At 64.4% G+C, this 22,274-nt stretch carries 21 protein-coding genes and 1 tRNA gene; 18 read left to right on the top strand and 4 right to left on the bottom strand.

Going from position 1 to position 22,274, the window contains the following annotated elements:
- Nucleotides 1-70 precede the first annotated feature (70 nt).
- The 13 genes from ASC63_RS14750 (at nt 71) to ASC63_RS14690 (ending at nt 12,122) form a co-directional block, all read left to right on the top strand.
- Nucleotides 71-1,768, top strand: coding sequence for a CTP synthase (locus ASC63_RS14750; RefSeq protein ID WP_055816030.1), 1,698 nt, complete (start codon nt 71-73; stop codon nt 1,766-1,768).
- Complete coding sequence (locus ASC63_RS14745; RefSeq protein ID WP_055816028.1) at nt 1,761-2,414, top strand: NUDIX domain-containing protein; 654 nt, start codon at nt 1,761-1,763, stop codon at nt 2,412-2,414. The genes ASC63_RS14750 and ASC63_RS14745 overlap by 8 nt, the downstream gene beginning before the upstream one ends.
- A complete protein-coding gene (xerD, locus tag ASC63_RS14740; RefSeq protein WP_055816025.1) occupies nt 2,411-3,325 on the top strand; it encodes a site-specific tyrosine recombinase XerD in 915 nt (304 codons plus the stop codon). Before ASC63_RS14745 ends, xerD begins: the two co-directional genes overlap by 4 nt.
- Before the next feature lie 101 nt (nt 3,326-3,426).
- A complete protein-coding gene (locus tag ASC63_RS14735) occupies nt 3,427-4,326 on the top strand; it encodes a ParA family protein (RefSeq protein ID WP_055816022.1) in 900 nt (299 codons plus the stop codon).
- 4 nt (nt 4,327-4,330) lie between these two features.
- Nucleotides 4,331-5,152 carry a segregation and condensation protein A gene (locus tag ASC63_RS14730; RefSeq protein WP_055816018.1) on the top strand — a complete coding sequence of 274 codons (822 nt, stop codon included), beginning with the start codon at nt 4,331-4,333 and terminating at the stop codon, nt 5,150-5,152.
- Nucleotides 5,142-5,783: an SMC-Scp complex subunit ScpB gene (scpB, locus tag ASC63_RS14725; RefSeq protein ID WP_082487899.1), complete on the top strand. Its 642-nt coding sequence runs from the start codon at nt 5,142-5,144 to the stop codon at nt 5,781-5,783. The genes ASC63_RS14730 and scpB overlap by 11 nt, the downstream gene beginning before the upstream one ends.
- Entirely contained in the window at nt 5,770-6,567 is a 798-nt protein-coding gene (locus tag ASC63_RS14720) for a pseudouridine synthase (protein WP_268765207.1), read from the top strand. Before scpB ends, ASC63_RS14720 begins: the two co-directional genes overlap by 14 nt.
- A gap of 70 nt (nt 6,568-6,637) precedes the next feature.
- Entirely contained in the window at nt 6,638-7,729 is a 1,092-nt protein-coding gene (locus ASC63_RS14715) for a prephenate dehydrogenase (RefSeq protein ID WP_055816607.1), read from the top strand.
- Nucleotides 7,726-8,463 carry a (d)CMP kinase gene (gene cmk / locus ASC63_RS14710; protein WP_082487897.1) on the top strand — a complete coding sequence of 246 codons (738 nt, stop codon included), beginning with the start codon at nt 7,726-7,728 and terminating at the stop codon, nt 8,461-8,463. The genes ASC63_RS14715 and cmk overlap by 4 nt, the downstream gene beginning before the upstream one ends.
- A 56-nt stretch (nt 8,464-8,519) precedes the next feature.
- Complete coding sequence (gene der / locus ASC63_RS14705) at nt 8,520-10,034, top strand: ribosome biogenesis GTPase Der (protein WP_055816015.1); 1,515 nt, start codon at nt 8,520-8,522, stop codon at nt 10,032-10,034.
- Nucleotides 10,035-10,187: 153 nt separating this feature from the next.
- Nucleotides 10,188-11,096, top strand: a complete 909-nt coding sequence (locus ASC63_RS14700) for an NUDIX domain-containing protein (RefSeq protein WP_055816603.1) — start codon at nt 10,188-10,190, stop codon at nt 11,094-11,096.
- A 62-nt stretch (nt 11,097-11,158) separates the two neighbouring features.
- Nucleotides 11,159-11,914 carry a dienelactone hydrolase family protein gene (locus ASC63_RS14695; protein WP_055816012.1) on the top strand — a complete coding sequence of 252 codons (756 nt, stop codon included), beginning with the start codon at nt 11,159-11,161 and terminating at the stop codon, nt 11,912-11,914.
- A 134-nt stretch (nt 11,915-12,048) separates the two neighbouring features.
- Nucleotides 12,049-12,122 (top strand) — tRNA-Pro (locus ASC63_RS14690).
- Nucleotides 12,123-12,356: 234 nt separating this feature from the next.
- Here ASC63_RS14690 and ASC63_RS14685 read toward each other — a convergent pair.
- The 3 genes from ASC63_RS14685 to ASC63_RS14670 all read right to left on the bottom strand — a co-directional run bounded on the left by ASC63_RS14685 (nt 12,357) and on the right by ASC63_RS14670 (nt 16,249).
- Nucleotides 12,357-13,082, bottom strand: a complete 726-nt coding sequence (locus tag ASC63_RS14685) for a hypothetical protein (protein WP_055816009.1) — start codon at nt 13,080-13,082, stop codon at nt 12,357-12,359.
- A gap of 1,143 nt (nt 13,083-14,225) precedes the next feature.
- Entirely contained in the window at nt 14,226-15,221 is a 996-nt protein-coding gene (locus tag ASC63_RS14675) for a hypothetical protein (protein WP_162242909.1), read from the bottom strand.
- Between the two features lie 92 nt (nt 15,222-15,313).
- Nucleotides 15,314-16,249: a hypothetical protein gene (locus ASC63_RS14670; RefSeq protein ID WP_055816000.1), complete on the bottom strand. Its 936-nt coding sequence runs from the start codon at nt 16,247-16,249 to the stop codon at nt 15,314-15,316.
- A 198-nt stretch (nt 16,250-16,447) separates the two neighbouring features.
- Between ASC63_RS14670 and ASC63_RS16385 the strand changes: the two genes are divergently transcribed.
- Nucleotides 16,448-17,131, top strand: a complete 684-nt coding sequence (locus ASC63_RS16385) for a hypothetical protein (RefSeq protein ID WP_157487736.1) — start codon at nt 16,448-16,450, stop codon at nt 17,129-17,131.
- A gap of 328 nt (nt 17,132-17,459) precedes the next feature.
- Here ASC63_RS16385 and ASC63_RS14655 read toward each other — a convergent pair whose 3' ends face one another.
- Nucleotides 17,460-18,812 carry a hypothetical protein gene (locus ASC63_RS14655; RefSeq protein ID WP_055815992.1) on the bottom strand — a complete coding sequence of 451 codons (1,353 nt, stop codon included), beginning with the start codon at nt 18,810-18,812 and terminating at the stop codon, nt 17,460-17,462.
- Nucleotides 18,813-19,240: 428 nt separating this feature from the next.
- Between ASC63_RS14655 and ASC63_RS14650 the strand changes: the two genes are divergently transcribed.
- From ASC63_RS14650 to ASC63_RS14635, 4 genes are all read left to right on the top strand, one after another.
- A complete protein-coding gene (locus ASC63_RS14650; RefSeq protein ID WP_055815989.1) occupies nt 19,241-19,897 on the top strand; it encodes a hypothetical protein in 657 nt (218 codons plus the stop codon).
- The gene (locus tag ASC63_RS14645) at nt 19,879-20,409 is read left to right on the top strand and encodes a hypothetical protein (protein ID WP_157487735.1); all 531 of its coding nucleotides are present in this window, start codon (nt 19,879-19,881) and stop codon (nt 20,407-20,409) included. Before ASC63_RS14650 ends, ASC63_RS14645 begins: the two co-directional genes overlap by 19 nt.
- 111 nt (nt 20,410-20,520) lie before the next feature.
- Nucleotides 20,521-21,663: a metallophosphoesterase family protein gene (locus tag ASC63_RS14640; RefSeq protein WP_055815983.1), complete on the top strand. Its 1,143-nt coding sequence runs from the start codon at nt 20,521-20,523 to the stop codon at nt 21,661-21,663.
- 52 nt (nt 21,664-21,715) lie between these two features.
- Nucleotides 21,716-21,997 carry a hypothetical protein gene (locus ASC63_RS14635; protein WP_157487734.1) on the top strand — a complete coding sequence of 94 codons (282 nt, stop codon included), beginning with the start codon at nt 21,716-21,718 and terminating at the stop codon, nt 21,995-21,997.
- Nucleotides 21,998-22,274 lie beyond the last annotated feature (277 nt).

Raw genomic sequence — 22,274 nt, 5'->3', positions numbered from 1 at the left:
GCTGCGCCGCGGCTCGGTCGGCGCGTCAGCGGCGCCGCGGACGTCTCGAGTGCTGATAGTATGAAAGCCCGTGGCGGACATCAATAACACGGGTACAAAAAACGGCATCACCAAACACATTTTCGTGACAGGTGGTGTCGTTTCGTCGTTGGGCAAGGGGCTGACCGCCGCCAGTCTCGGCAATCTTCTGACCGCGCGCGGCATCCGCGTCGTGATGCAGAAGCTCGATCCCTATCTCAACGTCGACCCGGGCACGATGAACCCGTTTCAGCACGGCGAGGTCTTCGTGACCGACGACGGAGCGGAGACCGACCTCGACATCGGTCACTACGAGCGCTTCCTCGACATCAACCTCACGCAGGCCGCGAATGTGACGACCGGGCAGATCTATTCGCAGGTGATAGCGAAGGAACGCCGCGGCGAATACCTCGGCGACACGGTGCAGGTCATTCCGCACATCACCGACGAGATCAAGCGGCGGATGCGCCTGCAGGCCACCGAGGACCCGCAGCCCGATGTGATCATCACCGAGGTGGGCGGCACGGTCGGCGACATCGAGTCCCAGCCGTTCATCGAGGCAGCCCGGCAGGTGCGCCACGAACTCGGGCGCCAGAACTGCTTCTTCGTGCACGTCTCACTCGTGCCGTTCATGAACGCCTCCGGCGAGCAGAAGACGAAGCCCACCCAGCACTCCGTTGCGGCTCTGCGCTCGCTCGGTATTCAGCCGGATGCGCTGGTGCTGCGCAGCGACCGCCCCGTCTCCGAGTCGAACAAGCGCAAGATCGCGCTCATGTGCGACGTCGACGAGCAGGCCGTGATCAACACGGTGGACCTGCCGAGCATCTACGACATTCCCACCACGCTGCATGACCAGCAGCTCGACGACTACATCATCCAGCAGCTGGATCTGGCACCCGGGGAGCTCGACCGTTCAAGCTGGGACGAGCTGCTGCAGGTCGTACATGACCCCAAGCACGAGGTGACGATCGGCCTCGTCGGCAAGTACATCGATCTGCCGGATGCCTACCTCTCGGTGACCGAGGCGCTGCGAGCCGGCGGATTCGCCCACCACACCAAGGTGCACCTGAAGTGGATCGCCTCCGACGAGTGCGAGACCCCGGAGGGGCGCGCCAAGGCGCTCTCCGAGGTCGACGGCATCTGCGTGCCCGGAGGTTTCGGCATCCGGGGGATCGAGGGCAAACTCGGGGCGCTGCGGTTCGCGCGTGAGAACGACATTCCGACCCTGGGGCTGTGCCTCGGCCTGCAATGCATGGTAATCGAATACGCGCGCAACGAGGCGGGGCTTGAGGGCGCATCGTCGTCGGAGTTCGACCCTGACACGCAGTACCCGGTGATTGCCACGATGGCAGAGCAGGTCGAGATCATCGCGGGCGGCGACCTCGGTGGCACCATGCGCCTGGGGCTGTACCCGGCACGGTTCGACGAGGGCTCCATCGTTGCCGAACTGTATGGCGCACCCGAGGCGTCTGAGCGCCACCGGCACCGCTACGAAGTGAACAACACGTATCGCGCGCAGATCGCCGAGGCAGGGTTGCAGTTCTCGGGCACCTCGCCGGATGGAAGCCTCGTGGAGTATGTGGAGTTGCCGCGCGAGGTGCACCCGTTCTACGTGGGCACGCAGGCGCATCCGGAGTTGCGTTCACGGCCGAATCACGCGCATCCGCTGTTCCGCGGGCTGGTCGGAGCCGCGCTCGACCGCCAGCAGGCCAGCCGGTTGTTCGAGGTGAAGGAAGACGAGGATGCCTGAGCCCGTGGGCTCGGAGGGCCTGCTTCTGCGCGACGAGCCCGCCTCCGTGGAGATTCTCGAGCGCGAGACGGTCTTCGCCGGGCGCGTCTGGAATGTGACGAGTGACGTCTTCGACTACAACGGGCACGCGGTCACTCGCGACTATGTCGACCACACCGGCGCGGTTGCGATTCTGGCACTCGACGACAAGGATCGGGTTCTGCTGATCAGGCAGTACCGGCATCCGGTGCGTCACCGTGCCTGGGAGATTCCGGCGGGCCTGCTCGACGTGGGCGACGAACCGCCACTCGAGGCGGCCAAACGGGAGTTGGCAGAGGAGGCCGATCTCACGGCGGCGCGCTGGGACGTGCTGAGCGAGTTTTACACGAGCCCGGGCGGCAGCAACGAGGTCATTCGGGTGTACCTGGCCCGCGATCTGAAGCCCACAGAGCGAGCGTTCGAGCGTACCGAGGAGGAGGCAGACATCGAGGTGCGCTGGGTTGCTCTCGACGAGGTCGTCGACGCAGTTCTCGCCAGGCGCGTGCAGAACCCGTCGCTCTCCATCGGCGTGCTCGCGGCGCTCGCGTCGCGCGAGCGGGGATGGCAGAACCTCGCAGATGCCGACAGCGCCTGGCCGCGGCATCCGAGGTGGGCCGCGCAGTCATGACGGGCATCGAGACCGCCGTTGACTCGTATCTGCGGCATGTCTCGATCGAACGCGGGCTTTCGCGCAACACGGTTGCCGCCTATCGCCGCGATCTGGCGACGTATGTGCGCTGGCTCGAAAGCCAGGGCATCGAGGTGCCGTCGCAGGTGACGATGAGCGTCGTGGCTGACTTCGCCCGTCACCTGGCCACGCGCATCGAATCACCGCTGACCGCCTCGTCGATGGCGCGGATGCTTTCTACCGTGCGCGGATTGCATCGCTTCATGCTCGAGGAGGGGCTCGTCTCAGAAGACGTCTCGCGCGAGACGAAGCCGCCGAAGACCGGCACCCGGCTGCCGAAGGCGATCTCGATCGAGCAGGTGCAGGCGCTGCTGGCGGCGACTGACGGAGACGAACCCCGTCAGATTCGCGACAAGGCGCTGCTCGAGTTGCTCTACGCCACGGGAGCGCGCGTGAGCGAGGCCGTGGACCTGAACGTCGACGACGTGATAGACGAGGACGTCGTGCGGCTGACCGGCAAGGGCAGCAAGCAGCGCATCGTGCCACTCGGCAGCTACGCGAGGACCGCGATAGACGCGTATCTCGTGCGGGTGAGGCCGCTGCTGTCGGCGCGCGGTGCGGCAACGCCCGCGCTCTTTCTCGGGATGCGCGGCCAACGGGTCTCACGGCAGAACGCCTGGCTCATCATCAGGGCGGCGGCCGAGCGCGCTCACCTCGGCATCGAGGTTTCGCCGCACACCCTGCGGCACTCCTTTGCCACGCACCTGGTGGCCAACGGCGCGGATGTGCGGGTCGTGCAGGAACTGCTCGGGCACTCCTCGGTGGCCACGACCCAGATCTACACGCTCGTGACGGCGGATACCTTGCGCGACATGTACACGCAGGCGCACCCCCGTGCGCGCTGGAGCTAAGGGCGCACGGCGGTGCGCGCGGGTGCGGGCCGGAGGGTTGGTTAGACTCAGTTGCGCGGGATTCCGTGTGTAGCACAGAAGGAAAGCGGGGGATCAAGCAGGTGGCGCGCAAATCAGAAACGCGAACTGAACTTCCGGGCTTCGACGAGGCCGCCTCGGGCCCGCGGCTCGGGCCGACCGGCCGGGCACTGCGTGAATTCGCCGATCCCAAGCCGTTGAAATCACACGGGCCGGCCCGCATCATCGCCCTCTGCAACCAGAAGGGCGGCGTGGGCAAGACCACCACGAGCATCAACCTCGGCGCGGCCATCGCCGAATGCGGGCGCCGGGTTCTGGCCATTGACTTCGATCCGCAGGGTGCACTGTCGGCCGGGCTCGGAGTGCAGACCCACGACGTGACCACTATCTACGATCTGCTGCTGTCGCGCACGAAGAGTCCCTCCGATGCCATTCAGCACACCAGCGTTCCCAACCTCGACGTGATTCCCGCCAACATCGACCTTTCTGCCGCCGAGGTGCATCTGGTCAATGAGGTGGCCCGTGAGCAGATTCTGGCCGGAGTGCTGCGCAAGGTCGTGAACGACTACGACGTCATTCTCATCGACTGCCAGCCCTCGCTGGGCATCCTCACCGTGAACGCGCTGACCGCCGCCCACGGCGTACTGATTCCGCTGGAATGCGAGTTCTTCGCACTGCGCGGCGTTGCCCTGCTCGTGGAGACCATCGAGAAGGTCAAGGACCGGCTGAACCCGGTGATCGAGCTCGACGGCATTCTGGCCACCATGTACGACTCCCGCACGCTGCACTCGCGCGAGGTGCTGGAGCGCGTCGTGGATGCCTTCGGTGACCGCGTGCTGGAGACCGTGATCTCACGCACCGTGAAATTTCCGGATGCCTCCGTTGCGGCGATGCCCATCACCCAGTTCGCACCGGAGCACCAGGCCTCCAAGGCCTACCGTCAACTTGCCAGGGAACTGATTGCGCGCGGCGCCGTCGCCTAGGCACATGCAGGAGCCGGCGCAGACGCAGGAACCGGTCGTCCATGAGCGGGCGTTCCGCGTCGATCTCGGCAACTTTCAGGGCCCGTTCGACCTGTTGCTCTCCCTGATCTCCAAGCATGAACTCGATATCACGGAGATCTCGCTCAGTCGCGTCACCGACGAGTTCATCGCCCATCTGCGCACGCTCGACGCCGAAGAGAATCTCGACGAGGCGAGCGAATTCCTTGTCGTGGCAGCGACCCTGCTCGACCTCAAGGTTGCCGGGTTGCTGCCGCAGGGCGAGCTCGTCGACGCCGAAGACGTGGCGCTGCTCGAGGCACGGGACCTGCTGTTCGCCCGGTTGCTGCAGTATCGGGCCTTCAAGGAGGCATCCGCGTGGTTTGCCACCGGCCTCGATGCCGAATCGACGCGGCACACGCGTTCGGTGCGGCTGGAAGACAAGTACCGGCAGCGCACCCCCGAGCTGGTGTGGACGCTCACGCTCGACGACTTCGCCGCCCTTGCCACTCTCGCCCTGACGCCACGGGAGATTCCGATGGTGGGGCTGGACCACCTGCACGCGCCGCTCGTCAGCATCCGTGAGCAGGCGGCGCTCATCGTGGCGATGCTGCGCGCGGGGGAGCCGCTGAGCTTTCGGCAGCTCATTGCCGGCGCCGAGCAGAAGGGCGTCGTGGTCGCGCGGTTTTTGGCGGTGCTCGAGCTCTATCGCCATGCGGCGGTCTCATTCGAGCAACTCGAGCCGCTCGGGGAGCTGACCGTGCGCTGGAGCGCCGAACAATTCAGCGAAGAGAACCTCGCCAATCTGGGGGCCGACTATGACGGATGACGCAGTGACGGATGACACGGTGACGGATGACACCACAGTGAACGGCCTGACAGAGCCGGATGCGCCCGCCGCGGCCACGCACGACATCCACCGCGCGCTCGAGGCCATTCTCATGGTCAGCGACGAGCCGCAAAGCCTCGTGAGCCTTGCCACCGCGCTCGGAAGCCCGGTTGCGGCCGTGCGCCAGGCGATAGACACCCTCGTGGCCGACTTCGACGGCGAGAACGGCGCGATCCGCCGCGGTTTCGAACTGCGTGAGGTGGGGGGCGGCTGGCGCATTTACGTGCGCGAGGACTATGACGCCGTGGTTGCCGACTTCGTGCTCAGCCAGAACCCGTCGAGACTGTCGCAGGCGGCGCTCGAGACGCTCGCCGTGATCGCCTACAAACAGCCGATCAGCCGTGGGTCCATTGCGTCCATTCGCGCCGTGAACGTGGATTCGGTGGTGCGCACGCTCGCCGGCCGCGGTCTCATCACGGAGCTCTTCACCGACAGCGAGACCGGCGCCATCAACTACGGCACGACGGATCTGCTGCTCACTCAGCTCGGCATCAACTCGATAGACGAGCTGCCGCACATTTCGCCGTTGCTTGCCGACGGCGCGGAAGGATTCGACGGTGACGTCAAATAACGGGACATCAGGCGACGATGCTCACGCCAAGCCCGAGGGCGAGCGCCTGCAGAAGGTGATGGCCGCCGCGGGCGTGGCGAGTCGCCGGGTCTCCGAGGAGATGATCGCCCAGCGCCGCGTGCGCGTGAACGGCGCCGTGGTCGACGAGCCGGGGCGGCGCATCGATCCGAGCGTCGACCTGCTCTCGGTGGACGGCATTGCCGTACAGCTTGACCAGACACGCCGTTACGTGATGCTGAACAAGCCCGTCGGCATCGTCAGTTCGCTGCACGACGAGCAGGAGCGGCCCGATCTGCGGCGCTTCACCGACGCGTTCGAGGAACGACTCTTCAACGTGGGGCGGCTGGATGCCGAGACCTCGGGGCTGTTGCTGCTCACGAATGACGGCGGCCTGGCTCATGTACTCGCGCATCCGTCGTTCGGGGTAATGAAGACGTACATCGCCCGCGTGAGTGGCACCGTCTCGCCCCAGACGATAGCCCGGCTCACGAAGGGCATCGAGCTCGACGACGGGCCGATCGTGGCGGACAAGGCGCGCATGCTGTCGCGCAGCGCAGATGGCAGGGGCAGCATGGTGGAGATCACGCTGCATTCCGGCCGCAATCGCATCGTGCGGCGCATGCTTGCCGAAGTGGGGCATCCGGTCTCGGAGTTGGTGCGCAGGCAGTTCGGCCCGTTGCACCTGGGCACGCTGCAGGCGGGGCACACGAGGGATCTGACTAAGGTAGAACTCGGCGAATTGCTCACGATTTCACGGCAGGATGGCGCCGCGCCAACGGAATAAGCGCATCGCCGCGATACTGCTCTCGCGGTCGAAGACGGCAACTTTCAGAAACGAAACGAAGAGGGGCATCGTGGTCGAGAACACCTCCCGGCTTGCGGGCCAGGTGCGCGTGGTCGGCGCAGGCCTGCTCGGTGCCAGCATTGGGCTTGGGCTGCGTGCGCGCGGCGTCGACGTTGTGCTCGCGGATGCGTCCCCGGCGAATCTGAGGCTCGCCATCGACTACGGGGCGGGGCGGCGGGAGACCGCAGCCGATGAGCCCGTGCTCGTGGTGGTGTGCGTTCCGCCGGATCTGACCGCGAGCGTTGTTGCCGCGGAGTTGGCCGCGCATCCGCACGCCGTGGTGACGGATGTCGCGAGTGTGAAGGTTGCGCCGTATGAAGAACTGCAGGCATCCGGTGCCCTGCTGGATCGCTACGTGGGCTCGCATCCGCTGGCCGGCCGTGAGCGCGGGGGAGCGATCTCGGGGCGCGCCGACCTCTTTGTGGGGCGGCCGTGGGTCGTCTGCACGCGCCCCGAACTTTCGCGCACCCGCGTGAGCCTGGTGGAGTCGCTGATTCTGGATCTCGGCGCCACGCCCGTGGAGATGAACACGGTTGCGCATGACGCGGCCGTCGCGCTGGTGTCGCACACCCCCCAAATCGTCTCCACGCTCATGGCCAAGCGCCTCGCCGGCTCCTCGGATGCCGCGCTCGCCCTGGCCGGCCAGGGCCTGCGCGATGTGACCCGCATCGCCGCCAGCGAGCCGGAGCTGTGGGTGCAGATTCTCGGAGCCAACGCGCCGGCTGTCGTCGAGATTCTGCGTGCATACCGCGACGACCTCGACCAGGTGCTTGCGGCGCTCGACGAGCCGGAGGCACCCGGGGCCCGGCGCGCGCTCGCCGAAGAGCTGGCCGCCGGAAACTCCGGCGTCACCCGCCTGCCGGGCAAGCATGGCCAGGAGCACCGCTTCTCGCAGGTTGTCGTGATGGTGGACGACAAGCCGGGCGAGCTCGGGCGCCTGTTCACCGAGATGGGTGAGATCGGCGTGAACCTGGAAGACCTGCGCCTGGAGCACTCTCCCGGCGCCCAGATCGGCCTCGCCGAGATCGCGGTGCTGCCCGAGGCGCAGCGGCGAACAATCGATGAACTGTCGAGCCGAGGCTGGAGGATCGCAGGATCATGAGTATTCCCAACATCGTTCCGATAGTCACGCCTGTCGTGATCCCCGTCGTTTCCGAGGGCGCGGCTCCTGTAGTCGTTGCCGTCGACGGCCCCGCGGGCAGCGGCAAGTCGAGCGTGAGTAAGGCGGCAGCGCGCCGCCTCGGTTATGCCTACCTTGACACGGGTGCCGCCTACCGCGCGCTGGCCTGGTATGTCACGGCCCGCTCGATCGAGCCGTCGGATGCCCCGAGCGTGGTCGATGCGCTGCCCGACTTCGATTACCGCATCGGCACCGACCCCGATGGTTACCGCGTGCTGGTCGGGGAACGCGACGTGACGGAGGCGATTCGCGAGCCCGCGATCTCGGCCGTGGTAAGCAGCGTGGCGCGGGTGCCGCAGGTGCGCGAGAGCCTGACGGCGCTGTTTCGCCGCATCATGGCATCCGTTCACGAGGCAGGGATCGTGGTGGAGGGGCGGGACATCACGACGGTGGTGGCGCCCGATGCGCCGGTGCGCATACTGCTGACGGCATCCGAAGAGGTTAGAATGGCCAGGCGTTCCGCTGAATTGACGGGGCACTCCGCCGTTGCCGTCGGCGAGCAGCTCCGTTCACGCGACCAGGCCGACTCGCGGGTGGTCGATTTCATGAATGCCGCAGACGGTGTCGTCACCGTTGATTCGACCGAGCTCGACTTCGATCAGACCGTGGATGCGGTCGTCGAGGTCATCACTTCTTCCCGCCCGGTGGTCGAGTAGTTCGCGCGAAGCCGAGCGTATCGAGACCTACGCGAAATCCCCTTAAGAGAGACATCATGCCCCACGAAACCGATCCGGACCAGATTCCCGAGCTCGATGACGCGCTCGTCGAACGACTCGGCGCACTGGACGAGGAACTCGCCACCAGCCGCGCCGCAGCGCTGCGCAGCGGCCTGGAGGACTACGACCTCGGCGACGAGGACCGCGCGCTGCTCGATGCCGCAACCGAGGATCCGGATGCCATCACCTATCTGCCCGCGCTGCCCGTGCTGGCCATCGTGGGCCGACCGAACGTGGGCAAGTCCGCGCTCGTCAACCGCATTCTGGGCCGCCGCGAGGCCGTCGTGGAGGACACCCCCGGCGTGACTCGCGACCGCGTGAACTACCAGGCGGAGTGGAACGGACGCCGGTTCACCATCGTCGACACCGGTGGCTGGGAGCCCGACGCCAAGGGCATCGACGCATCCGTGGCGCTGCAGGCCGAGATAGCCATCGATCTGGCCGACGCGGTGCTCTTCGTGGTCGATGCCAACGTGGGCGCCACCTCGACCGACGAGCACGTGGTGCGACTGCTGCGCAAGACCAAGCGACCCGTCTTTCTCGCCGCCAACAAGGTGGACGATGTGCGCCAGGAGCCGAACGCCGCCGGGCTGTGGTCGCTCGGCCTCGGCGAGCCCATGCCGGTCTCGGCCGTGCACGGTCGCGGTGTCGCAGACATGCTCGACCTCATCATGAAGTCGCTGCCCGAGGTCTCGGCCGTGGCCCCGCAGGAGGTTGGCGGGCCGCGTCGCGTCGCTATTCTCGGCCGCCCCAACGTGGGCAAGTCCAGCCTGCTCAACAAGGCCGTGGGCGAGGAACGGGTGGTCGTCAACGAGATGGCCGGCACCACGCGTGACCCCGTGGACGAACAGGTGGAGCTCGCGGGCAAGGTGTGGCGCTTCGTCGACACCGCGGGCATCCGTCGTCGTGTTCACCTGCAGCAGGGGGCCGACTTCTATGCCTCGCTGCGCACGCGGGCCGCGCTGGAGAAGGCCGAGGTTGCCGTCGTGCTGCTCGACGTGAGCGAGCCGATCAGCGAGCAGGATGTGCGCATCATCGACCTCGTGCTCGAGTCGGGCCGCGCGCTCGTGCTCGCGTTCAACAAGTGGGATCTGCTCGACGACGAGCGTCGCCGTTACCTGGAGCGGGAGATCGAACAGGATCTTGCGCATGTGGCGTGGGCGCCGCGGGTGAACATCTCGGCCAAGACCGGTCGGCACATGGAGAAGCTGGTTCCGGCTCTCGAGCTCGCGCTCGAGTCGTGGGACACCCGCATCGCCACGGGCAAGTTCAACGCTTTTCTTGCCGAACTCACGGCGGCGCATCCGCACCCCGTGCGTGGCGGCAAGCAGCCGCGCATTCTGTTCGGCACGCAGGCCTCGACCCGGCCGCCGACGTTCGTGGTGTTCACCACCGGATTCCTCGACCCCGGCTACCGCAGGTACATTCAGCGTCGCCTGCGCGAGATTTACGGCTTCGAGGGCACCCCGATCGTGCTCAACATGCGCGTGCGCGAGAAGCGCCAGCGCTAGCATTCCGCTGGTTGAGGAGCGAGGAACGAGCGTCTCGAAACCCCGCCGCGCGGCCTGCGGTTTCGAGACGAGGCCTCGTTCCTCGACCTCTCCTCAACCGGCATGGGGTTCGACCGGGCATAGTCTGGAACCGTGACCGATCCGCCCGCGCCCATGCCCGCGCCCGTGCCCGGTAACGCGTATCGACCACACGGCCCCCGCGACCCCGGCGACGCTTGGGTGGAGGGCCCAGACGGACGCAAGTTCTGGGGCCGCTTCGGCGCCGCCGGGCTGCTCGCGCATGACCCGGCCCGGGGCATCCTGCTGCAGCATCGTGCCGAATGGAGCCACTTCGGCGGCACGTGGGGGTTGCCCGGTGGGGCGCGGCACCAGGGCGAGTCTGCCGTGCACGGCGCGCTGCGCGAGGCGAATGAAGAGGCCGGCGTTCCCGAGGGCGCGCTCGAACTGGGTTTCACCTCGCTTCTCGATCTCGGCTACTGGTCGTACACGACCGCCGTTGCCCGCGTCGTGCACCCCTTCGACGCCGTGATCAGCGACCCCGAGAGCATTGCGCTCAGCTGGGTGCCGACGGATGCCGTGGGCGGCTTGCCGCTGCACCCCGGCTTCGCAGCGTCCTGGCCGTCGCTGCGCGTGGAACTGGATCGTCGCGTGGTGATAGTGGTCGATGCGGCGAATGTGGTCGGTTCGCGCCCCGACGGCTGGTGGAAGGATCGCCGCGGAGCTGCGGAAAGGCTGGCGGTGCAGCTGGACCGGCTGATCGCATCCGGTGTGGCAGCGTCGTCGCTGGGTCTGCCGCAGCATCACTGGTGGCCCGAGTTCGTGCTCGTGGTGGAGGGACAGGCGCGCGAGGCGGCCGCGCCCGCCGATTCGGCGTTGCGTATCGTGCGCGCCGCCCACAGCGGCGACGACGCGATAGTGGATGCTGCGCGCGAGCTGCGCGCGAGCACATCCGACGTGATCGTGGTCACCTCCGACCGCGAACTGCGCACCCGCGTCGAGGCGCTGGGCGCCACCACCCGGGGAACCGGCTGGCTGCTCGAGCACCTCACTACCGCTGGTTGAGGAGCGAGGCACGAGCGTCTCGAAACCGCGCCACGCCTCACTCACGAGCCTAAAGTGAAACCATGACTCTTTCGCCCGCCCACGAAACCCTCCTCGCCACCGTTCCGCTCCCGCTCGAGTCCCGCATCGAAACCGCCGATGTCGCCTACACCCACGACGGCACCGAGCTCGAGGGCTACCTCGCATACGATTCCGCCGCCGACGGCCTGCGCCCCGGCATCCTGATTGTGCACGACTGGTACGGTGTGGGCGACACGGTGCGCATGCGTGCCGAGATGCTCGCGCGGCTGGGATACGTGGCGTTGGCCGCGGACATTTATGGACGCGGCATCCGCCCCCAGGGCGAGGAGGCGTCAGTCGTAGCGCATGAGTACTACGGCAATCTGCCTCTGCTGCGAGCGCGCGTGGTGGCGGGCCTCGACGAGCTGGCGGCGAATCCGGCGGTCGACCCGTCACGCCTGGCCGTCATCGGCTACTGCTTCGGAGGCACCGCGGCTCTCGAGTTCGCACGCACGGGTGCCGAGGTGCGCGGCGTGGTCAGCCTGCACGGCGGCCTGATCACCCACGATCCAAGCGATGCCGAGGCGATTCGCGCGAAGCTGCTGGTTCTCACTGGGGGAGCAGACCCCGTGGTGCCGGATGCCGCCGTGGCCGCCTTCCAGGATGAGCTGCGTGCCGTGCCCACCATCGACTGGCAGGTCACGAGCTACAGCGGTGCCCCGCACGCGTTCACCGTGCCCGGTCAGAACTTCCGGCCCGCGGCGGATGCCCGCGCCTGGCGCGCCATGCTCGCCTTCTTCGACGAGATACTCGCGTAGCGCACGCTCTTTCACTGGTCGAGTACCGAGGAACGCGCGTATCGAGCCGCTCCCGCGGACACGCTAAGATAGTCAAGTTGCCTCCGCAACACCGGTCCCTGAGCTTGCCGAAGGGTCCAGCTGCGCGGAGACATCGGGCTGTAGCGCAGCTTGGTAGCGCACCTGACTGGGGGTCAGGGGGTCGCAGGTTCAAATCCTGTCAGCCCGACCGATGGGCCGATCGCGAAACCGTTCGCGAAACTACCCAAAAGAAATCGCTCCTGAGGATTCTCAGGAGCGATTTCGTATTTCTGGGGGCTTCGCGTCGGTTTGTAGCTGCGATTGTTCTATTTCGGGCGAGAGCCGGACTGCTTTGACCGTTATGGCCTGGTTTCGGGCGCGTCGGATTGTTTGGAACGCGGGTGTGTTGCCCTCTCGGGCGGTGTCAGGGACGCGTGAGGCGCTAGGTCCTCAGCGGTGGTCCACCGGTCTCATCGGACGGCGCCCGTGATTCGGGCTTCTCCGGTGGGAGGACTCCGGGCGGGTAGGTGCCGGTGTAAGCGTTGTGCCACTCGCGGTCGCGGCGGCGCATCTTGGCTATGGCGGGTTCGCCGCTGGCTTCTCGTTTGGCGTCCTCTTTGATCTTGTCGCTGATGAATGCGGCGATCTTGCGGAGGTTGAAGTTGGTCAGCAGTATCGTGACGATGATCTGGCCGGCGGCGAATCCGCGTACCAGGCGTCGTTTGGAGGATTCGAGATCTTCGCGGCCGCCAGCCTTGACTTGGGCGTTGAGCGACTCGATGGAGTTGCGGGCGTGGGTATGGAACTCGTCCCATTCCTGGGTGCCGTAGTCGAATGCCTGCTCTTGCCGGCGAATCTTCTTGGTGTCGAAGGAAGCGGAGTGCTGCTGACAGATCTTGTCCGCGAAGTCCGGCAGGTCTGCGCCGTCGACGGCGGGTCGTTCTTTGTCTACGACAACTTTTGTCTTCAGAAGTTCTCGGAGCGGGCACGTCACGGTTGGGCTTGGACCCAAAGCGGGACAGCGCAGCACGATTCGACCCTTGGCGTCGGGCTTCTCTTTGCGGTGGAGTTGAAACGCCTTGCGGGACTTTATGCGCTCTCGATATGTTGCCGTATCGATGATTGCGCCCTGTAACTCTTTCGTCGCGTCCTTGAGTGGCTTCGGCATGCCCGGGCAGTAGGCACCACCTTCGATATAGTCCGCGCCGTGGTCGCCGCCCTGGACTCCGAGTCGATCGATTCGGTAGTCCGTCGAAGGTGTGAAGCCTTCGTTGAATGCCGGGCTTGAGCCCTGTGGCTTTCGCTGCGCGCATCAGTGAGACGGCTTCCTCAGCGACCCGAACGTTTGGCAGGCTGAGGGTCGCGGCGACGGCGAGCGCAGGGAATCGGTGTTGGCCTGGAGCTTGGGAATCGACCCGAACGGCAATGTTTGCTTCCCACCCCCACCGGTAGTTTATCGAACTTCCCTTTGGGCTGGGAGCGGTGAGATCGACTTGGCCTTTGCGTGCATCGGTGCGGTCGCCACCGACGACGTGCCAACCGGCGAAAACGTCAACTGGTCCTGGCGTCAGCACCCGCTTGTCTGCCGTTTTTGTTTCTTCAGCTACGCGTGCGGACAGAGTCTTCCGGGAGAAGCCCTTCGTTGACGGGGTCTTCACGAAGGTCTGGTCGAAGGATATATCGACCGTGTCGGAGATGCGCCGGATGCTGCGGGGCTGCTCGTTGAAGGTCATCACGAGGAACAGTTTGGTGAACTCATCAAGGCGGGCTTTGCGCTTGTCGGCAAGGTCCGTGTCGTGGGCTTTGAGGATCGCTTGGACTTCGGTGTAGGTCTTCGAGTAACGACGCTCCTGTGGGAAGGGATCCATGAGGTCGTTCATGCGATGAAAGGCACGGCTGACGTTGTGATACCAGCGTCTCTGTTCGCCGACGTGTCCAATGAAGCCGGTCATGGGACGTTCGAGGCCGAAGAGTTCTCGAGAGGCATCGCTGAGTCGTGACATGAAGATCTCCTGAAGCCTGCTCAGGAACATGGGGGAGCCTTCTTTGGCCAGAAGCAGCATGCCGGTAAGTACTGCTCGTTCAGATATGACGGATGGGCGCCCGCCGATGCTGAATGCCGTTGTGTCTTCTGCCCGCCATTCTTGAAGTTTCTCGAGGACTCCCGTTTTGCGTACGCGGGCTTCCATCAGGCTCACCGTGTCATCGGCGATGGGCTCGGGAATGCGACCGCGGCCCATAACCTCGGCCTGCGTCATCCCTCCAAGGTCGGGCTCAAGAGTTGTGAATCCGTAGCCAAGGGCGCCGGCGCTCATCGGGCTGCCACCTGACCGATGAGGAGGCCGGTGAAGTCCTCGAGGTTGCGTGTCTTGGCATGCCTCAGGTGTTTCTCTAGGCTGCCAGGCGAGAGGAAGCCCGCGGCGGACATTAGAACGCTCAGCGGAATTCCGTTGTCAATGTGGGCGATAATCCAGGTGCTGCGCAGCCGTGAGACTGTCGGTCGCACGCGAGCGGGGTTCTCGGTCAAGAAGCTCTGTATGGTGCGAGGCCGGTATTCATCCAAACGGTACCCATGAAAGACAAAGGCATCGGGCGCGCGTCCTTCGATGGCGCGAAGCATCGTGCGGTCCCACGGCTGCATGACCGGGACACGTCGAGGTCGTCGGCCTCGGACGTTGACGAGGACTCGCCCCTCGACGATCTCAACGTCTCGTACGCAAGTTTCAGCGATTTCCTCGGTGCGCAGACCGGCGCCACCGGCGAGTCCGAGGATGCCCCAGGCGTTCTGCCGTTTCAAGGATGTCGAGAGCGTTCCCGCCCAGCTGTGCATGGTTGCGACTTCGGACAGGGTGAAAGGTCGGCGGCCGGGCAGGTGCGGGGCAGGCAGGCGCTTCACCTGAGTGTCAGCCAGCGTTTCCGCGATAACGCCAAGCTGTCGGACCACACCCCACCGGTGGGGCTCCGAAAGTCCGGACATGCAGGCGTTCAAATAGCGGTAGACGTGGTTCTGCGTGTACACGCGCGGCGCGGTCAGTTCAGTACCCGTGGCCGCCCACACCCACGCGGTGAACCTTGCCGTCATGGTCATCAGCCGGCGTGCGCTCTCAAAGGTTCGCGGGTTCATCAGGATGACATTCGTGAGCGTGAACTCTCGGACGGCTACCCACTGAACCTCAGAAAGCTGTGGGCGATACCGGATGATCACCGACCAGACATGGTCCGGCATTTCTGGGTCGAGATTACGCAGATGCGCATAGGCCTTCGAATCGCTGTGAAAGGTGTCGTTGAGTCGGTCTTTTCTGCTCATGACCGGCATGTGTGCGGCGAATTTTCGAATCCAACTGTCGAATTGGCTCCCTTTCCCGACTAACATCCGCTCGTATCAACCAAAATCCCAGATCAACCGCGATTATTGAAAATTGACGATCGCGCAGCGTCCCCTGTTTTGGGTACAAAAGTCGCGATTTTGTCGAGGGCGGCAAGGTGTTTCAGCCCGGATATGCGCAGTAGTTCCTGGAGTGAAGTGCCAGCGATGAGATGTTGAAGGAGCCAGGTGGCCCGCATGCGACTTGGCCGCACGTCCAGGCTGGTGCGGGCCCGGGTGAGGAAGTCGGTGATCTGACCGGAGGCGGGGCTGGCTCGGCCGGGGCGAAAGATCAGATCGGAAGATGTCAGGCCGTTCAGTATGCGGTTCAGGGGTTGCTGCCATTCGTGTTGTAGCGGTACGACGCGCGGCCGGCTTTCCCAGACGATGACCTTTATGCCATCATCATGCAGGTCAAGGTCAGCCACCCGCACGCCGAGGAGCTCACGGGTGGAGAGCCCGGCGCCGAGCCCGAGGGCCAGCAGTGCCGTTGCGTCTTGTTTCCGACGCTCTGTACCTTGCGTGATGGCCCAACTATGTAGAGCCGCAATCTCACCCTGCGAATACGGTTTAGTCGGTGCCGAGCGGGGGATCGGCCGTCGCCGAGGAACCTCTGCGGGGTTGAGGGTGTCGATCATGAGCCAGAGCGCAGCCCGGTGGGTGGCTCTGCTGCCCGTGGCGTAGTCCTTCATGCCCAGGTGAATGAACTCTTCGGCGACCGCACGCCGGAAAATACGCGGGCGCTCCAACGGTGTGCCGCGGCTTTGCCAGCACCACAACACGAACGCCACCGCGGCCGGATACAGGGACCGTTCCAGCCGCCCGGAAGCGGACGCGGTGTCGGAGACCGCGCTCTGGACAAAGTGGCCGATGGTTCCCCAGTAGGGCAACGCGTAAATCGGCCGGTACGAATAGGCGCGCTCGTCGCCATCTGCGCGAGCTTGCCCCTCGGCGGTCGAGCTCTCGCTCATTGATGCTTCGTCGAGCCCAGGCGAAGCCGGTCATGGCCGCCAGATTTGGCAAGCCAGGAGGCGCAGTCGCCTGGGTCATCCGTGAGCGATTTCATGATGCCTTTCGGCCCGGAGGTCCGGTTGGGAGCGAAATGGTGCCGTCTCACAACGCTAGGCAAAAACCCTGTCCTCAAACCGCCGACTCATAGACAAAAGCGCTTGGGCAGCGCTGATTGTCGCCATTGTCCGCGCATAGAGCTCCTGGAGGCACCAACCCTTGGTGTCGCCAGGAAGGCATTCAAAGTGCAAACCCAATGCAACCCGAAAGAACTCCACGCCCTCGCCGTCAGGCTCTGGCAGCAGGAGCGCGATGACGATCCTGAACGATCGGACCTCTACGTCGCGGCAGACACACGAGCGGCCTCGGGCGTTTCGCCCGTGCAAAGATCTCAGCTGCGCCGCGCCGAGAATTGGACGACGGCGCTGCATCGATATGAGACCTTCTGGAGGATCAATTCGCGCACGGCCCGTGAAAACACCCGCAACCGCGCCAAGTTACCCGCCGAGGAACGTCGCATGGGCGAGTGGGCCCGCTACCAGCGCCGCTTCGAAGAGAGACTCTGCCTCTATCAGCGGATCCGCCTTGACGTTTCTCCAGCGTTCGCGTGGGACCCACAAGAGGACTCCTGGAACACAAAGCTGAAGGCCTGCGCCGCCCATCTTGAGATCAGCGGCCGGCTACCGTACTTGAATGCGGCCGATCAGACCGAGTTCCAGCTGGCTCGCTGGTTGGGCTTTCAGTTACGCCAGTACAAGTCCGGCACCCTCTCCGCCGGTCGTCGGGATCATGTAACCGCCCTGCTACAGAAAGCCGCCCTGACGGATGAACCACCAATGAGCTGATCAAAAGCGTCGTCCGATACGGCTGTCGGGCCGGACTTACGATTTAGGTGAGATGGATGTCGTCAGATCCTTACTTTGGATCGGGCTCCGTCAGCGCGGATGAGGCATCTTCTTGCCCGCGCAGTCCTGCGAGCAGCAACTATCCGCCATCCGCAGTAGAAAGAAATCTAAAAAGTCTAAAGAAATCTAAAGAGTATAAAAGGTGATGTCTGCATCAAGATTTCACAGGAATCGTAAGCCCGTGTCGGGCAGGAAAAGGGATCGCGCCTGAGAATGCTCAGGCGCGATCCCTCAGTCGAGCCGGCAGAATCTGGCGGGCAATCGGACGCTACATGCGCGGCAGCGCACTGTCGGTCGGAATTGCATACAGCGTTGAGGAGGGAAAGGTGTGATCCCGGCGGCGGGAACGAACAGTTTTCGCTGTTGTCGACCCGTCGCTTTCGGCGCGCACAAAGGCGTCGATTGTGCGCAGGTTATGGATGGCGAGCTGGATGGTGACGGCGAGCTGTGCGGCGGCGAGCCCGCCCATCTTCTGACCCGCGGTCAGGCTACCTTCCGGGCTGCGGCGCTTGAGGCGCGCGATGAAGGATTCGACCGCGACACGGTCGACGGACGCGGACGGAAAGTCGGCGTTGCGGGCGGCACTAGCCAAACTGTCGTCGGATTTTCTGTCTCCGGGCATGCTCAGTGTGGCGCCGACTGCGAGCAGGGGAGGCCGCGCTCCACTCGAGTTCTTACTGTCGATGCCGAGCGCAATATTCGCGTCCCAACCCCATAGCGGCCTCCCGCTGCGAGCCTTCCTGGGATCGTTTCGGGCGGTCTCGGTGGAGTCCGCTGTACCGGGTCCATGGGGTTCGGATTCGATGAGCCAGCCCGCGAAGACTTCCACCGGGCCGGCTTCGCGTCCCCATCCGTCGGTTTTGGATTCGTTCGTAACCTTCTGTTCGAGGTTCGACTTGGTGAAACCCTTTCGGAGGGGCGACTCGATGCGGAACTGGTCGAGAATGATCCTCCTGTCCGGTATCGCTTGCCGAACGCTCTCGGGCTGTTCCATATGGGTCGTCGTGAGGAATGCGTGCGTGAACTCGTTCAGTCGGCCTTTCATGATCTTCTCCTGTTCAGGATCGTGTGCCACGAGGATCCTTTGGACTTCTGTGTAGCTGTGCGCGCGAGCGCGACCTTCCGGGAACGGGTCCATCACGGCGAGCATCCGGTGGAAAGCGCGGTGCGTGTTGTCACGCCAGCGGCGTTCCTCGCGGACCGAATCCGCGCCCGTCTCGTTCGCAGCGGGCAAGCCGAGAAAGCTTCGGGAGGCGGCGCTGAGACGGTATTGGAACAGATAGGCGAGACTGCTAATCAGGAGCGGGTGCCCTTCGTTGGAGAGGATGAGGAGTCCGACGAGAATCGCCCGCTCGGGAATCAGCGCAACACGTGTCGTTGTACCGGCGGCGCGAGCGTCCTCGTCTCGCCATGCGGCGAGCTTGTCGAGGACCCCGGATTTGTCCAGCAGCGCGTTCATCGCCGCCAGATGCTTCGGCTCGACGACGCCGAAGGCGTTCGCGGTTGCACCGCGGTGGGTTGTCCGGTCGTTTTCGTGGGGCTTGGAGGTCATTGTTCTGTCCAGTTCGTTTTCGTTATTGGTGATCGGATTCGGAATGTTGATGAGTCGGTTCTTTGTCATGCCCTCGATGTGTGCGGCACGAATTCGGTTTTCGGGTACTTTTTGGTATTTCTAGGACAGATCCGACGATGATTCACATAAACTCCCTGATCAGTCGGCTAAAAAGATTTTTAAAATTCTTTTGAAATGCTTCAGATTCGGCCGGTAAAGGGCCAATTTCGGCATTGGATGTGCATCGCACGGCTGTCTCATATGAATTCGTGGTTCGCCGCGCAGTCGGCGGCCGGCTGCCCTGTCGTGGGTCCGCGTCCCGAACGATTCCTTGTTTTGGTCCGCCCATCGATCGCTGATGCAACCGTACGTATTCGGTGGGTTTCAATCCGCCGACTCATCGACAAACGCCAACAGACCTCTTCCGTCGCTTGTGGGCGAGACCATAGCGTCGGCTCAGTAACGGGTTTCCGTGGACGGACGGGGGAGCGATCAGCATGAATGAGCCGGTGGGCATCCTCTTTCGAACCAGCCAGGAGCGCCGGCTGCTCCCGCTGGACTCCTGGCAACACCTGCGGAAGGTCCTGGACGTGGACTGTAACTTCCTCGAATTCTCACGTCCGTCCGGTCGCGTGTTGCCGGCGTTGCGTGTGGTCATGGCGCGGATCCTTGAGAACTGGGAGTTCCACGCTGAACTCGACACTCTCGACGATGAAGCGTCCCTCGCCATTGAAGGACGGCTGCCGCCGGATGTGGGCGCGGTCATCGCGGCACTCGAGACGATTTTTACTCGGCAGTACCCTGCAGCGCCCGCGATGGTCGGGGCGGAGCCGTTTGAAGTTCGGGCGTCGTCGTTGCGGGCCGGGCGCCTGCTCGTGCGCACCGAGAGCGGCAGTAGCTATTTGATTGATATGGATGCCGGATATTTGCAGCGTGTCCGCGGCACCGACCCGTCACCGGATCCTGAAGTTGCTCCGGCCTCTTCTCTGCGCCGGGACGGCGAGAGTCTGAAAGTGTTGCGGGTGCACCAGTTACGAGTCGGTTGCCGGGCGATCATTGACGTGGAGCCGTTGGGTGATCCGCGCAGGGTGTCGTTCACCCGGCGCACCACGACGATCGTGACAGGGATCGAACCGTGGCCGGACGAAACATGAACCACACCGGAACTGATGCCGAGGCAATCAATCGCAGCATCGGACCCTTCTACACCGCGGACAGTCTCGCCCCGGCAATGGGCCTCACCGAGGCGCAGCTTGTCCAGCTGGTCACTGATGGCGTCATCGTTGGTGTTCATTCGGTCGAGGGGGACCTGGTTGTGCCGACTCGCCAGTTCCGTGACCGGCTAGAGCCGGCACCGAATCTGCCAGCCCTGGTTCGCATCCTGCGTCACGGTTTGGGGGAGTGGACGATCGCTCAATGGGTCCTCGCCCCGGCACCCTCGTGGGAGGGCCTGTGCGCGATCGATCTCATCTTTCGCGGCTGGAGCTACCCGGTGCTGTTGGAAGCCTGGCGCGACGTCATGCGCTGGAGCGATAACACCGCGGCCCTTGAGGAGCCGGCCGGACCTGTCGGTTGGGACTGGGACGCCTTCGACCCCACAGAAAACGCACCCGGACGGACACCACACCACCCGCGAATCAGGCCGGGCGACGCGCGTGGAGAGTGACGGGCCTCCGGAACGTCTTTTCGCGGCCTCCGCGCCGTCTCGTCACCAAATACCCACGCCAGGACCCCGCACGAAGGCGCCGAATCTAACCGCACTTGAAAGGAGACCATTGTGACCGGCGACACCACACCCTTGAACATGGCCGCGAAGATCGGGCTTATCGGCGACGTCCATGGTGATCTCGGCGCGATCCTTGATGCCGCCACGTTCATGGCCGAGCGCGGCGTGAACGTTCTCCTCGCGCTCGGAGACGTGGGTTTGCTCTGGCCGGGCGAGAACGGACAACAAAGACTCACGAAATTGAGCAAACGACTGGCCGATCGCGGGCAAACCTTCTACTGGGTCGAGGGCAACCACGACGACCACCACCGTCTGAATCAGTTCCCGATCGCAGCCGACGGGCTGCGGCACCTGAGCGAGAGAATCGTGCATCTGCCTCGCGGATACCGCACAACGCTGGCCTCCGGTAAAAGCCTCGCCGCGCTCGGCGGGGCAAACTCGATCGACCGATTCCTGCGAACGAGCGCCTCGTGGTGGGCGGAGGAATCCATCACGGACGACGACCTCAACACCCTCGGTGACGAGCACGCCGACATCCTTGTCGGCCACGACGCCCCGCTAGATATCCTCAGCCTGGACCGGTCATTAGCGGCGACGGATCGGTTTTGGTCGCAGGAAGCGCTCGACTACGCCCGCCAAGGCAGGCGAATGTTTCACCGTGGCTTCCTGCAAACCAACCCGATGCTCTATCTTGGCGGTCACTACCACCAACCGATCGACGAGGTCGTCGGCTACATCACCGACACGATCACCTTCGCCTCCCGGATCGTTGTCATGGATATGGTCCAGCATCCGGATTCCGCGTGTGCCGCGATTCTGGACACGGACACGCTCGCCCTCGAATTCTTCACCCTCCGCGGACAAGCCCTGCCTGCCGGCCCCGCCCAGGTCGTCGAGCTGACCGAGAAGATGAGCGGCCGATGGCTGATCCACACCATCGGCAGCCACCACATCCTCGACCTCGACCGGAGAACAATCGAACGCCGCCCCGGCCCCAACTCGATAGCAACAACCAGCGACGAAGTGCACTATCTGCGCAGCCTGAACACGTGCCGGATCGGCGAACGAGGCAGATGGACCATGAAAGGCGACTACCTCACCGACTACTACTGGCACGCTTCCTCAGCCATCCGCCACATCGAACCCCTCACCGACGCCGACACGAAAGCCATCGAGGATGCCATCAGAAATTGACCCGGCAGGCAGCGATCAGCCTCCCGACCTGGACGAGCCCGGTGTGTGGTTCGTGGAAACCGCGTCGGGAACCCGTGTCCTTGTCCTCGTCGCGTGCACACCAACCGGCGAACACATCACCGTCGTCACCCGATTCACACCCTCCTCGCACGGCTCCGCACTGAACGGGGTACCGATGACGGTGAAGTGCGTGACTGACCCGCGCGTCGGTGAACGATGGCACATGATCGTCCTCGCACTCGATCCCAAGCACGAAATCGCGCAACAAATCGCCGAAGGCGGAGTGCCCGCGTATGTCACCACGCCGATAGTCAGCATCCGTCGCTTGGAATAGGGTGAAGGCAGCACTGCTCCAATGGCTTTCTACCCCGATGTAAAGTCGACGGCGCCTGCCGGTCAACGGTAGCGAAGCCATCAAAACGCACTTCGGTCGTCCGCCATTTCGAAGGCGCGGCCGAATCCAGCGCATATGCTGTCTCGGAAACCTTTGGCCGTCGCCTCCGCTTTTCTACGCGTGCACATGTCCGAGGTCGAGCACTGCGAGCCGACTCGGGCGACAGCTCTTGTACTGGCGTGCGGCTCCCGCCTGGCAGGCCTGGACAATAGGGCGG

It is taken from the genome of Leifsonia sp. Root112D2, from assembly GCF_001424905.1.
In the GTDB taxonomy this organism is placed as follows: domain Bacteria; phylum Actinomycetota; class Actinomycetes; order Actinomycetales; family Microbacteriaceae; genus Root112D2.
Note: the sequence above shows the minus strand (reverse complement) of the source record. Positions and strands in the feature narration are given on the sequence as shown.